The following is a 14,002-nucleotide window of genomic DNA, read 5'->3' on the forward strand; positions in this document are numbered from 1 at the left end:
ACCGTCGTAAATGCTTTAATAATAAATAAATTATATGATTATTAATTTAGTCCATTAAATCATGTTAATAATATTATTAAATCACTTAAAACCTTATAAATTCCTTTTTAAAAGCTATTACCTACAACCATAAAAATCCATCATAAATCCTTTCCTTCATTATTATATTAGCCCATCGTCTATTAATATAATTTCAGCACACAATTAAAATATATAAATAAATTAAATATTTTAATTATCTGTCTTTCATATAATAGAAACAGGCTAATTAATTCCAGCTCAGCGAGCAAGATTGTGTTTATCCATATACAAATCTTGCGCTAGCGATAATATAGTATTCCTTCTTAAATTTGGTGAAATGTATAGTAATTTTCGCTTAATTAACAGCCATTCGAGAATGTTCAGTGGCTTTGAGTTTATTGACCAATTCTGGACTCGCAACCTGTTTAACTTGAACACTTAGCACACGAACTAAAAAGCCATTTTCGACATTCAATTGTTTTGCCTGTTCTTTTGTTAACTGCAATATGTTCTGATGAGGCTGGCTATACACAAGAATGGCGCGATAATTTTCATAATCATCATTCGCCACAATGTAAGCTTCATCCCCTACAGCGATATTTTCAGATTGTTCAATTTGTACCGTTACAGACTGACTTTCTTTAATCGCCCGTAAATTTTCGATATCTGCTTGCAAGGTCGCACCACCATCAAAAATATCGACATAGCCTTTGTAGCGCAGTCCTTCTTCAAGCAAGAGGTTGTAGGCTGGTCGGGTATTTGGGTGAACAATTCCAATCGCAGCTTTAGCATCGTCAGGTAACATATCGACATAGAGGGGATGTCTTGGCATCAGCTCAGCAATAAAAGCCTTTTGCCCGACTCCACTCAAATAATCAGCTTTGGTAAATTCAATATTAAAAAACTTATGTCCTACCGCATTCCAAAAAGGTGATTGTCCATTGGCATCAGAGTATCCACGCATTTCAGCAACAATGGTTTCTTCAAAATATTGACGGAATGCTGAGAGAAATAAGAAACGGACTTTCGATAAAAATTTGCCATTTTTATTTAAGCGATAGTCAGGGTCTAAAAATAAAGTACAAAGCTCACTACAGTTGGTATGGTCATTACTCAAATACAAAGTCGGTAAAGCGTTATAAACACTTAAGGGTTCTGACGCATGAACTTGGGTTCCTACATGAAAGTTGTACCAAGGTTCTTTTAAACCGAGCGCGACTTCAATTCCGCAAACACCGACAACTTTGTTGAGTTCAGTATCTTCTAAAACAAATAAATAAACCTGATCTGCCTTGGGGAGTTCGCCTGCGACTGTTTTACACGCCCGCTCAATACGCGCAGCAAGTTTTTCCATATTGGGCTGCAAAGATGTCAAACCAAAACCTGCCTTTTGCGCCAACAGGTAAAGATCATTAACATCTTTAGGTTCGATGTAACGAATAATCATCATGCTGCTTGTTCATCCTTTTGAATTTCCACAAAGCGAGCAAGCGCACGTTCGAAGCGTTTTAGACCTTCATCAATATCGGCAAATGGAATAATCAAAGACGGAGTAAAACGTATAACGTTTGGACCAGCAATCAAACTCAATAAACCTTCTTCGCCCGCAAGATTATTAATGTCTTTTGCTTTACCAGCAAACTCGGCTTTTAAAGCACAACCAATCAGTAAACCTTCACCACGAATCGTTTGAAAAATTTCATATTTTTCATTTAATTGATTTAAAGCATTTTTATAGTAGTCATGACGCTCTTTAACACCGTTAAGCACTTCAGGCGTATTAATAAACTCAAATACTGCACCTGCAACCGCACTTGCTAAAGGGTTACCGCCATAAGTCGTACCATGTGTACCCACTGAAAAATGTGGAGCAAACTTATCAGTTGTTAACATTGCGCCTACTGGGAAACCACCACCTAATGCTTTTGCAGTCGTTAACACATCTGGAATAACACCAGAGTTCATGTAGGCATAAAGTGTGCCTGTACGGCCAACACCAGTTTGCACTTCATCAAAAATAAGTAAGGCGCCAAACTCATCACACAGTGCACGTAAACCTTTTAAAAATTCGAGATCAGCAGGAATAACGCCGCCTTCACCTTGGATCGGCTCAACAATAACGGCACATGTTTGCTCATTAATTACTGCTTTGGCAGCTTCTAAATCGTTAAAAGCAACGTGGTTAATGCCATTTGGAAGTGGCGCAAAGTCTTGTGAATATTTAGGTTGACCACCCGCTGAAACAGTAAATAAAGTACGGCCATGGAAAGCATTATTAAATGCCACAATGCCACTTTTGCCAGCAACGCCGCTGTCTAGACCAACTTTACGAGCCAGTTTTAAAGCAGCTTCGTTCGCTTCAGCACCTGAGTTACAGAAGAACACTTTATCTGCAAATGTATTTTCGGTGAGTTGTTTTGCAAGGCGTAGAACGGGTTCATTTGTATAACCGTTACCGACATGCCAAAGTTTTGTTGCTTGTTCTGTTAAAGCATTTACTGCCACTGGATGCGCATGACCTAATACATTTACTGCAATCCCGCCTGCAAAATCAATATATTCTTTATTTTCTTGATCCCAAATACGTGAACCTTCGCCACGTACCGGAATGAAATTTGCCGGTGCAAAAACTGGAACCATCCACTCGTTAAAGTCATTACGAGAAACTGCAAAATTATTCATCTTATCTAGTCCATTAAATTGAATTATTAGGCTTAACTGATGACCCTATTATTCAAAATCAAATTGATTCACAAAATTTGTAATTCAGTCAAAAATGAATTATTTTTTACCAATTTGATAATTGACAATTACAATATGGATAACATTGATCAAATTATTTTAGGTTTACTTAAAGATAACGCACGGATGTCTGTTACCGAGTTAGCCGAAAAAGTTCACGTTTCACGCGCAACGGTTAAAAAGAGAATCGAGTATTTGGAGTCTTCGGGCATCATTACTGGATATACGGTAAGGTTTAAGCCCAATGCAGAACGCAACGTTATTCGTGCATGGATGAGCATTATGGTCGAAGGCACCAAAGCACAGTCTGTGATTAAAGAACTACGCCTAGAAAGTGCCGTGGAATGTCTGCATAAAACTAACGGTAAATGGGATATTTTGGTTGAACTACGCTCTGACACCTTAGAAAACTTCGATAAAGTTTTAGAGAGAATCAGAAATATTTCTGGTATTTATAACAGTGAAACCAGCATTCTACTTGCAAGTCATAAAACCTAATCATCCGTTTTAACTTCAAATCATAAAAACAAAAAATTGATGAGCTAAGCATCTGGTTTAGCTCATCAAGCTGCTTTTGATTAGCAAAATTCTGCTCTTGGCTTTCCTCAAATCTACTGAACTACGACGACAGTGTTCATCCCCTAAAAATCTTCAATAAATTTTTTAATTTTTTTAAATAATCAAATCAAAAACTTAAAATCTAATTTGATTTAAATTCCAACTTTTTTCGCTGACTCCCCTCATCAAAGCATTTGACAGGAAATTTAAAACATAATACATATAGTATTATATGTTATATGTTAAAACCTAAGGACAAGGTATAAAAAATGGCTAAAACTCAACTACAACACTTTATTAACGGCGAATATGTTGCTAGCAAAGGAAATGATTATTTCGACTTGGTAAGCCCGGTGACTGGTGAAGTTTATGCACAATCACCGAATGCAACCGAGGCAGAAGTTGATGCAGCTTATGCCGCTGCAAAAGAAGCATTTAAAATTTGGGGACGCAGTACACCTTCGACTCGTCAAAAAGCTTTACTTCAATTGGCAGATGCCATTGAAGCAAATGCAGAGCGTTTAATTGAGGCTCAAAGTCGTAATACAGGTCAGTTAAAACACTTAATTGCATCTGAAGAAGTGGGTGCATCAGCAGATCAGGTTCGTTTCTTTGCCGGAGCTGCTCGCCTACTTAATGGCACTGCTTCAGGTGAATATTTAGAAGGTTTAACCTCTTCTATTCGCCGCGAACCAGTCGGTGTAGTTGGGCAAGTTACACCTTGGAACTATCCACTCATGATGGCTGTTTGGAAAATTGCGCCTGCTTTGGCCGCAGGTAACACAGTGGTACTTAAACCAAGTGATACCACGCCTGAAAGTACGCTTTTACTTGCTGAAATTGCTGCACCATTTTTCCCTAAAGGTGCATTTAACGTGGTGTTAGGACAAGCTCAGGTGGGTTCAAAAGTTGTATCACATAAGACCCCTGCACTCGTTTCTATCACAGGCTCAGTTCGTGCCGGATTACAAGTTGCAGCTTCTGCTGCTGCAAATTTAGCAAAAGCTCATCTTGAGCTGGGTGGTAAAGCGCCTGTGGTAGTTTTTGAAGATGCCGATATTGATAAAGCAGTGGAAATGATTGCATTAACGGGCTATTTCAACGCAGGCCAAGACTGTACTGCGGCAACGCGTGTGATTGTGGCTGAATCTGTTCATGATGAATTTTTAAGCAAGTTAGTTGAAGCTGCAAAAAATACTCGTTTTGGTGAACCAGATGATCAAGACGCACTTTATGGTCCACTTAACAATGCCAATCAATTAAAGAATGTTAAAGCCTTTATTGACAATTTACCTGCCCACGCCAAAGTTGAAACTGGTGGAAAACAAGCAGACCGTCCGGGCTTCTATTTTGAACCAACCGTCATTAGTGGCTTAAAACAACACGATGAAGCAATTCAGAATGAAATTTTTGGACCGGTCATCACTGTTCAAAAATTTACCGATGAAAATGATGCAATTGAAAAAGCCAACGATATTGAATATGGCTTGGCATCAAGTGTTTGGACAAAAGACCATGCGCGCGCAACTCGCCTGTCTCGTGAACTCGATTTCGGTACAGTTTGGATTAATACCCATATTCCACTCACCGCAGAAATGCCGCACGGCGGTTTCAAAAAATCAGGTTATGGTAAAGATTTATCAGGCTATGGATTTGAAGAATATACTCGCGTTAAGCATGTGATGAGTTCAAATGAACAATAAAAATTAGTTTTGAAAAGGAGATCAAAATGAATAAACAAGAAATGAAAGACTTGGTGACTAAAGCCCATCACGAGCTATTTAATTTGCACGACACCACTGCTTTGGACCGTTATTTTTCTGAAGACTTTATTGAGCACTCACCTTTGGTTGCAAATGGTCTTTCCGGACTTCGCCAACTGGTAGAAGACTGCCCGGACATGCAGCATGAAGCTGTACGTGTACTTGCAGATGGCGACTTGGTTGCAATTCATGGCCGCTTTCAGGGATTAGATGAAAACCCTTTGGTTGGTTTTGATATTTACCGAGTCAAAGATGGCAAAATTGTGGAACACTGGGATGGTCTGGTGGCAGAAGCCGCTCCAAATGTAAGTGGTAGAACACAATTAGATGGCCCAACTGAAATCGTGACTCACCATGACCCAGAGAAAAATCGTGAGATTGTGACCTCTTTCTTTAAAAAGTCATTAATTGATGGCAATTACGAAGCATTTAAAGAATACACCCACAATGATCAGTTCATTCAACATAGCCCAGATATTGGCGATGGTGTTAAGGCAGTGATTGATTTTTTGAACAATATCCGTAATGAAGGACAAGGTTTGGTATACTCCAAAACTCATCGCTCCATTGCTGATGGTCAATTTGTATTGACACATTCTGAAGGAAATATTGCTGGTAATCGACATGCCTATTTTGAACTATGGCGTGTGGATAACGGCAAGATTGTTGAACTTTGGGATGCAATACCAGCCGTGCCTGAAGATGAACAGGCAGTCCATCAATATGGCGTGTTTTAATCATTTATCCGTTTCATTAAGCTAAGTCTCTGACTTAGCTTTTAGAGAATTCGCCATGTCAGCATATACGATAATTTTTGCACCTATCGCTCAGGCAACTCGATCGGAACAAGTTGTAGAACGCTTAGAAAATGCAATTATCTCTGGATTGCTTAAAAGTAATGAACAACTTCCTAACGAGGCGGATTTAGCTCGCTTAATGGGAGTGTCACCCATTACCGTTCGTGAAGCGTTAAATACTTTACGCGTAAAGGGTCTGATTGATACACGACGCGGGCGAAACGGCGGAAGTTTTGTTTGTGAGTTACCACCTGATTTGCTCTTAAACAAACATCCGCTACGTCAAGCTTCCAATGAATATCTAGCTGATCTAGGCGAGTTTCATAGTGCAATTTTAAGTCATGGCGCCTATTTAGCCGCACAAAGAACCACTGAATATGAACTGAATAAAATCAAAGAGCTTATTGAGCAATTTGAACAGGCCGTTGAAGCAGACATACGTGCTCAACTTGATTTACGTTGCTTGCTGACACTCACCTCGTTTGCCCAATCAGCTCGCTTGGCAAATCAAGAGTTAACTATACAAGCCGAGTGGGCACCGCTCATTGCTGTGCTTTACCAAGATGATCAATTTCATCAATCGGTCGTCGCACAATATCACCAACTTTTATCATCTTTTGTTCAAGGCAATGAAGATGATGCTGTTATTCAAGCACGAAAAATCATTTCGATGCTAACAGACCAAATGCTTCGATATAAGTTATCTATCGAATAAAAACAATAAAGTAGAGCGCTTATAAAGTATCAAGTGAGAAATACGGAATTTTAGGAGTTATAGGAATGACCCAACATTTAGATATAGAAGAGCTTCAAAATTTGTTAAAGACGGTGGTTGAAGAAACGACAGCCATTACAGAAAAGCTGGCGACCAAAGCGAGCAAAATTCTCTCTAAGCATGAACCTGAAAAGACTAAAGATATTAAGCTTTCAGGTTCAGAGCGTGCAGCATTGCAAAAAGAAATTAAAAAGGCGCTACAGGAAAGCCATTACAGTCAAGGTATCGGCTTTGCAAGTTATAGCCCTGCAACGCAAGAAGAACAAGATTATTGGACACTCGAATGGTGGTATAAAAAAGAAGATCAGTTGCAGCAAGCAAAACTTGAAAACTATCAAAATGCTCAGCGGTTTTTAGATTTTCGTTCTTTTGAATGGTTCCATAAACCTGCCCAAAATAAAAGTCCGTGCATCCATGGACCATATGTCGACTATATTTGTAATGGTGCATACACCATCACCCTTGCCCATCCGGTCATGATTCGCGATCAATTTATTGGTGTAATTGCCACCGACATTTTAGTTTCTGCACTCGAAAAACTCCTCATGCCGAAGCTTAAAAACATCAAACAAAAAGCAATCGTCATCAATGATTCTTCTCGAGTCATTACTTCAAATGACGTCACGATCAGGACAGGCACATTATTTAGAGGACAAAGCACCCAGCAGGTACTCTCGCGACCGTGTCAATCTTTTCAACTGGTCGTGATCTAGAGTGAAGTCAAAGATATAAATATTTGACCTTACTTTAGGGCATCACCAAGGCGCAACAGCCACCCACTTTTGTACAAACTTTCTTCAAATAGACGTGTTTACTCAGGTCTAGGGGAAGTTTTGGCTCAAAAATAGCATCGCTTTTCCGGATGAAAAGCAAAACAACGAAATTTGAGGTTGAAATGACATGGAAAATAAAACGTCTTCCTTAAAAAAACTGTCTCTTTGGCAAGTCACCATTATTGGTATTGCCTACATGACACCCATGACGGTATTTGATACTTTCGGTATTGTCTCTGGAATTACCAATGGTCATGTGCCACTTGCATATTTACTCGCACTTGGCGCCATGTTACTCACCGCTTGGAGCTATGCAAGATTCAGTAAAACTTCGGAAAAATCAGGTTCGGCATATAGCTATACGGCCGAAAGTTTAGGCCCTAAAAGTGGTTTTTTTGTCGGCTGGTGTTCTCTACTCGACTATCTATTATTACCACTCATTAATGTTTTGCTTGCCGCAATTTATCTCACCGCTCTTATTCCAAGTTTACCTTACTGGTTCTGGGTGATTGTGTCAGCAAGCCTAGTCACTTTAGTGAATTGTTTCCGCATTCGGTTACTTGCCAATCTGAGCCTATTGTTTGTATTTGCACCTATCATACTCATGGTCATTTTTGTGTATTTAGTCATTCAAGGTATTGGCTCTACGCAAGGCTATGAACATGTGCTTACGTTGGCTCCACTCTGGCATGAGCAGCAATCTATCTTGCCCCTTGTAGCAGGTGCCTCAGTTTTGTGCTTTTCGTTTTTAGGTTTCGATGCGGTTACTACGCTTTCAAATGAAACCAAACAACCCACCAAAAATATTCCCCGAGCAGTCATGTTAACGACACTTGCTGGTGGGTTTATTTTCTTTACTGCGGCTTGGTTTATTCAGCTTTATTTCCCTAATAATCTTCGCTTTCATCACCCTTCAGAAGCGCTTCCTGAAATTGTGCTCTATGTGGGCGGTGCTTTTTTCCAGTCCATATTCTTATGCGGACAAATTATGAACACAGTCGCCTCTGGTCTTGCTTCTCATGCCAGTGCTTCGCGTTTACTGTATATAATGGGCACCGATAATATTTTTCCTAAAAAGTATTTTGGGACAATTCACATCTCCTTAGGTACACCATTTTTCTCGGTTTTATTTGTTGGTCTTATTTCGATGTCTGCGGTTTTTCTAGATTTGGCACAAGTTGTAAGCCTGATCAGCTTTGGTGCACTAGTTGCTTTTACAGCCGTAAATTTCTCGGTTTTTATGAAGTTTTATATTAAAGATAAACAGCGCTCAGGGTTTAAAAACAAATTTTTAAATCTGTTTTTGCCGCTTATCTCAGTCATTAGCATTATTTGCCTCTGGCTTAACCTTGATTCATCTTCGCTTACTTTCGGATGTTTCTGGTTCTCGTTAGGCATTCTTTTATTTATCTATAAAACGATTAAAAAACAAAGTATTGCGATTAGTAATGCTTATTAATTTTACAGGAACTTTGTTATGAAAATTATTTCTAAACCTCAACTTTTAAAAGACGTGGAATATAAACCAAGTAATTCTCTACAAGTAGGCAAAGAGTGGAGCTGGTTAAATCCAAAACATGCAAAATTTGACACAACAACTTCAGCAGGCACATCGGTAGATAACCCAGCGAACTACTATGAAAGCTCACTTTCTGATTGGCATACATTTGACAGTTTACAAGCTGATATTGAATGCGATGTGGTGGTTATTGGCGGTGGCTTACTAGGTTCATCAAGTGCATTACATTTAGCTGAACAAGGCGTAGATACTGTTTTACTAGAAAAAAACCGTATTGGTAGCGCAGCTTCTGGCAGAAATGGCGGACAGCTCACTCCGGGTTTAGCGCGCTGGGAAGCTCAAGAAATGGCCGATCGACTCAGTTATGAAGATGCCAAAAAACTCTGGCATTTTACCTCTACAGAAGCAATGCAACTGATTGATGACATCTCGGAAAAGTACCAACTCAACTTTGACCGAAAACATGGGCACATTACTGCCGCTGTTCATGAAGGACATTTGGTTGGTTTAACACAAGGCGCCGATGCACGAAAATATTTAGGTGAAGTCCATACGCGCATTGTAGGTAAACACGAACTCATGGACTATATTAAGTCTGATTATTATACGGGTGGTTTAATTGATGATTTGGGTGGACAAATCCATCCTTTAGCTTTGAACCGTGGCTTAATTTATGGGTTTTGCCACAATGGCGGCTCTGTTTATGAACAAACAGAAGTCATTTCGATAGAAGAAAAAGCAGATGGTATCTATGTTCAAACAGCAAATGCCGTAGTCAAAGCTAAAAAATCTGTGGTTTTGGCGGTACATCATGCCTCGTTTAAACTCTTATCAGAGCAAAACAATACAACGATTCCTTTTTACACCTATGTTGCGACGACTGCCCCGCTAGAGCTTGATACAAAAGAGCTTCTGCCATTTGGGCATCCAGTCTATGACACGCAGTTCCAGATTGATTACTACCGCCCCGTGTTTAATAACCGTTTACTGTTTGGTGGCCAAGGTACAGGAACATGCTGGGGACCAGAGAAAACTTTAAATTATCTAGAACATCGAATTCATACGGTGTTCCCACAAATTAAAAATCTAGAGATGGATTTTGTCTGGAGTGGAACGACTGATTTAACCGTAAATGGTGCAGTTGATAGCCGTAAGTTTGGCAATAAATTCCCGATTTATGCTGTTCACGGCTGGAGTGGCCACGGCGTTGCACAGACGGTACGCATTGGTAAAGCGATTGCGAGTGACTTTGTTGGGCAATCTAATGACTTTGAAATGTTATCTAAAATTGATCATCAAAATATTATTTTTGGCCGTACCCTTGCACCCGTTGTTATTCCACTCGCTAAAAGTATGTATGGCATTGGTGCAATGCTGAACCCTGGAAAAATGGTGTCTTTCTAATTTATAAAACAACCAATTTTCAAAAAGGGATTCGTATAGCTTTGTGCGAATCCCTTTTATTTAGCTGAGTAAAATCCTTTTCAAACTAGGTTATCCCTAGCCAATCTATTACAATAGCGCCAGCTTTTTTATTCAGCGCATATATTTTGAGCAATTCATCTTCCCAATTAAAACGCGGACTTAAAAATCGCCATATCCAGTTAATCGCTATGGGTGGCGCTGTCGGTACAGGTTTATTTTTAGGCTCTGCACAAGTCATCCAGTCTGCTGGTCCTTCTATTATTTTAGGTTATGCCATTGTCGGTTTGGTCGCATTTTTAATTATGCGCCAAATGGGTGAAATGATCGTAGAAGAACCTGTGGTCGGTTCCTTTAGTTACTTTGCACAAAAATATTGGGGAAAGTTCCCAGGGTTTTTATCGGGCTGGAACTATTGGGTGGTCTATATTCTGGTCGCCATGACCGAGCTGACAGCAGTTGCTAAATATGTGCATTATTGGTGGCCACACATTCCTGCTTGGATATCAGCCTTATTTTTCTTTGTTTTAGTCACATGTTTGAACTTAGGCAACGTTAAATTTTATGGTGAATCTGAGTTTTGGTTAGCCATTATTAAAGTTGCTGCTGTCATTGCCATGATTGTGTTTGGCTTATATTTATTGGTCACTGCGGGTAGTGACTCTGTCGCTAGCTTCTCAAACTTATGGCAGCATGGCGGATTTTTCCCGCATGGGTTCTCGGGCCTATTTTATATGCTCGCCTTCTTAATGTTTGCTTTTGGCGGTATTGAACTGATTGGGATGACTGCTGCTGAAGCGGAAAATCCAGAAAAAAGTATTCCACAAGCCATTAACCAAGTCATCTTTCGAATCTTGGTTTTCTATGTGGCTTCGCTTGCCATCATCATGTCGCTTATTCCTTGGAATCAACTGGACCTTGGTGGTTTAGATAAAAGTCCATTTGTGATGATTTTTAGTCAGCTCGGCATTGGTTGGGCAGCACATTTGCTTAACTTTATTATTTTGACCGCTGCACTGTCGGTTTATAACAGCGGCATGTATGCAAACAGCCGTATGTTGTATGGACTCGCTATACAAGGTCATGCACCCAAAATTTTTACAAAGGTGAGCAAACAAGGGGTTCCAAAAGCTGCTGTTATCTTCTCTTCTATTCTGATTTTTGGTTGTGTATTACTGAACTATTTCATCCCCGAAGACGCTTTAAGTTATCTCATGTACATGGCTGTGGCAGCTTTGGTTTTAAACTGGGCAATCATTAGCTTTACCCATTTAAAGTTTAAACGTGCCATGAAACTTGAAGGCAAAGTTGTTAAATTCCCTGCACTATTTTCACCTTTGAGTAACTATATTGTTTTGATTTTTATTGGCATGATTTTATATATCATGTGGACTCAAGGCTTTGAAAAATCCGTAATTTTAATTCCGATCTGGATTATTTTTATGTTTGGATTATATAAATTTTTGAGTTGGAAAAAATCAATCTAATCTTTAAAGAAGGCTTATTCAAACAGGATAAGCCTTTCATCATTTAACAGCCCCCACAACCTCATCAGCTTCAGCAAATCTGCTCTACAAAACATTCTCATTCTATTCATCATTATTGAATGGCTCTCTGCTAGATACAAGGATATGTAACTCTAAGTCATTCTAAACTTTAGTTTTTAATGGGATAATTATTAAAGTACAAGTGTTTACATGATCTATAAATATTTGTGTCAATGTTCAGCTAAAATCGAAGCAGACCAGTTTATGGTTGCAATCACCGATCAGGCAAAGCGCTTAGTGATAAGTATTGTTTTACCCACTCTCTGATTCAAGCCCAATCAACTGTGTCACTCAATGATGAAAGACAGGAAATTTTATGGAAAAAGCTCTGCAATGTCCTAAGTGTGGTTCTACAGAAGTTGAAGCACGTGACCATGACAAATTACTTAGAACAACTGGCGGTGTTTTACTCACAGCTGCTGGCACAACGGCAGGCACTGTAGGTGGTGCAGCCACTGGTGCTACTGTTGGAGCAGCTATTGGTACTGTTGCTGGCCCATTAGGTGTGATTGTTGGTGGAACTGTAGGAACTTTTATCGGTGCTATTAGTGCAGGTATTACTGGCGGTGTGGTCGGTAATATTTTTGGTAAAAAAGCAGGCGTAATGATCGACAAAAACATTTTTCAGGACTACCGCTGCCTAAAATGCAAATACCGTTTTAAATTAAAGAAATAATACTTATCTAAGTTAAGCTCAGGTTTAATTTACTTAAAAAGTAAGGAAAGTAAGCAGTTTTGATTACTTTCCTCCCCTTTTCTTTCTTATTAATCTCGCCTCAAAGTAATTAAAAAATAATCTAATAACTTTTCTCTTTCATCTGGCTTGTTTGGGTCTAAAAGCTGTACCATTGCCCCATCAATCACAAACAAAAACATATGCGCATCTTGTTTTGAAGCATTGGCATTAGTTGTTAAAAGCATTTTATAGATTTCATTAATCAGCCAGTTTCGATAATCAACGACTACCTGATACGCCTTTGGATGTGCCTTCGAAATCTCAAAAATAGCTTTGAAAGGCAAATGATAGAGTCCGTCTAAATCGGCATGTAAAAAGTAAATCTTACGCAGTTTTTCAAGCAGCATTAATTCTTTTTGAACATGAATGATTGAAAGCACTTCTTGTTTAAGGGCATCTTTTTGAAAGGTTAAACTCATTTGAATTAGCCTTTCTTTTGAATGAAAGTAATTATAAAAAGTCGCTTTTGGGATTTTCGCCGACTCAATAATTCTGTCGATCCCGACGTTGTGAAAGCCATAGTTGTTAAACAGATATCGAGAAGTGTGAAGTACACTTAAAGCACGAAATGGAAGATCTGAATGTGGCATAGTTTTACCGTTATAAAATAAATTCTTGTTGTATATAAATGAGATAAAAATGCCTTTACTCTTTTTTAAGCAAATAAAAGGCATAGCAAAGCCTAAAAAGACTGTGCTTGGCACATCTCAAGTTTTATTGTTGCTGCAAGTTTTTAGTCGTGACGATTTAAAGCCTGATCAGCCTTATGGCGATCAAACTCGTTAAAAACTAAGTTGTGTTGTTATAGCGTTTGGCAAAGTTTGCCAAGAAATGATGAATGTGCAAAGCCAACTCCTTTTTATTGGGAGTTCTGCCAAAACATTAAAATTATGGTGGCAGAACGAAAGAGGGTTGACAGACTGGTCAAACGAGGCCAGCACACCCAAAGGTGTCCCCCTCCCGTTCCGCCGCAGAGGGGGCACGAGGGTGCACACACTAAAAGTATAAAACCTTTAGTGCTCGTTTGAATCAGCCTGTCAAAGCCGGCTGGCAATGTGGCCAGCAGGCAAAGAATAGTGCCCAACCCTTTTACAGTCAAGCACACAAAACGACATTTGCTTTAAAATAGATCATTAAAAAGTAAGGATAAATAATGAGTGAGTTATTATTAAATTAGGGTTTATAACGGGATTAAAATTTATATAGATATATTAGATTTAACAGGTAAGATTAGAATATAAAAATGGTAAGTGATGAAATGAAAATATCTTTATTAGATGTACAACAAGTATTCAAGGAAAGGTATATTCTATTAATGCTAAGTAAAGTGAATAGCATGAAATGAATGA

13 protein-coding genes are annotated in these 14,002 nt (G+C 39.0%); 10 read left to right on the forward strand and 3 right to left on the reverse strand.

Features of this window, described 5'->3' with window-relative positions; genetic code table 11:
- Positions 1-376: 376 nt before the first annotated feature.
- A complete protein-coding gene (gene astA / locus OD757_RS06755) occupies positions 377-1,471 on the reverse strand; it encodes an arginine N-succinyltransferase (protein ID WP_263031311.1) in 1,095 nt (364 codons plus the stop codon).
- Positions 1,468-2,703, reverse strand: coding sequence for an aspartate aminotransferase family protein (locus tag OD757_RS06760; protein WP_263031312.1), 1,236 nt, complete (start codon positions 2,701-2,703; stop codon positions 1,468-1,470). Before OD757_RS06760 ends, astA begins: the two co-directional genes overlap by 4 nt.
- Positions 2,704-2,838: 135 nt before the next feature.
- Here OD757_RS06760 and OD757_RS06765 point away from each other — a divergent pair, with 135 nt between their 5' ends.
- The 9 genes from OD757_RS06765 to OD757_RS06805 all read left to right on the forward strand — a co-directional run bounded on the left by OD757_RS06765 (position 2,839) and on the right by OD757_RS06805 (position 12,593).
- Positions 2,839-3,261, forward strand: coding sequence for an Lrp/AsnC family transcriptional regulator (locus OD757_RS06765; RefSeq protein WP_002120489.1), 423 nt, complete (start codon positions 2,839-2,841; stop codon positions 3,259-3,261).
- 329 nt (positions 3,262-3,590) lie between these two features.
- Positions 3,591-5,024: a gamma-aminobutyraldehyde dehydrogenase gene (locus OD757_RS06770; RefSeq protein ID WP_263031313.1), complete on the forward strand. Its 1,434-nt coding sequence runs from the start codon at positions 3,591-3,593 to the stop codon at positions 5,022-5,024.
- A gap of 26 nt (positions 5,025-5,050) precedes the next feature.
- The gene (locus OD757_RS06775) at positions 5,051-5,821 is read left to right on the forward strand and encodes a nuclear transport factor 2 family protein (protein ID WP_263031314.1); all 771 of its coding nucleotides are present in this window, start codon (positions 5,051-5,053) and stop codon (positions 5,819-5,821) included.
- A gap of 55 nt (positions 5,822-5,876) precedes the next feature.
- Complete coding sequence (locus OD757_RS06780; RefSeq protein ID WP_263031315.1) at positions 5,877-6,596, forward strand: FadR/GntR family transcriptional regulator; 720 nt, start codon at positions 5,877-5,879, stop codon at positions 6,594-6,596.
- Positions 6,597-6,661: 65 nt separating this feature from the next.
- Positions 6,662-7,369, forward strand: coding sequence for a cache domain-containing protein (locus OD757_RS06785; protein WP_009387741.1), 708 nt, complete (start codon positions 6,662-6,664; stop codon positions 7,367-7,369).
- Between the two features lie 187 nt (positions 7,370-7,556).
- Positions 7,557-8,888: an APC family permease gene (locus OD757_RS06790; RefSeq protein WP_263031316.1), complete on the forward strand. Its 1,332-nt coding sequence runs from the start codon at positions 7,557-7,559 to the stop codon at positions 8,886-8,888.
- An 18-nt stretch (positions 8,889-8,906) separates the two neighbouring features.
- A complete protein-coding gene (locus OD757_RS06795) occupies positions 8,907-10,352 on the forward strand; it encodes an NAD(P)/FAD-dependent oxidoreductase (RefSeq protein WP_263031317.1) in 1,446 nt (481 codons plus the stop codon).
- Between the two features lie 146 nt (positions 10,353-10,498).
- On the forward strand, positions 10,499-11,857 hold the full coding sequence (locus OD757_RS06800) for an amino acid permease (RefSeq protein WP_263031318.1): 1,359 nt from the start codon (positions 10,499-10,501) through the stop codon (positions 11,855-11,857).
- Positions 11,858-12,233: 376 nt separating this feature from the next.
- Positions 12,234-12,593 (forward strand): hypothetical protein, encoded by a 360-nt coding sequence (locus OD757_RS06805; RefSeq protein ID WP_263031319.1) that lies wholly within the window; start codon positions 12,234-12,236, stop codon positions 12,591-12,593.
- A gap of 89 nt (positions 12,594-12,682) precedes the next feature.
- On the opposite strand, the gene OD757_RS06810 is transcribed toward OD757_RS06805, so the two are convergent.
- On the reverse strand, positions 12,683-13,243 hold the full coding sequence (locus OD757_RS06810; protein ID WP_263031320.1) for a TetR/AcrR family transcriptional regulator: 561 nt from the start codon (positions 13,241-13,243) through the stop codon (positions 12,683-12,685).
- A 49-nt stretch (positions 13,244-13,292) separates the two neighbouring features.
- Here OD757_RS06810 and OD757_RS06815 point away from each other — a divergent pair, with 49 nt between their 5' ends.
- Positions 13,293-13,439 carry a hypothetical protein gene (locus tag OD757_RS06815; RefSeq protein ID WP_263031321.1) on the forward strand — a complete coding sequence of 49 codons (147 nt, stop codon included), beginning with the start codon at positions 13,293-13,295 and terminating at the stop codon, positions 13,437-13,439.
- The last annotated feature ends 563 nt before the right edge of the window (positions 13,440-14,002 follow it).

This window comes from Acinetobacter sp. AYS6 (genome assembly GCF_025630795.1).
Lineage (GTDB): Bacteria > Pseudomonadota > Gammaproteobacteria > Pseudomonadales > Moraxellaceae > Acinetobacter.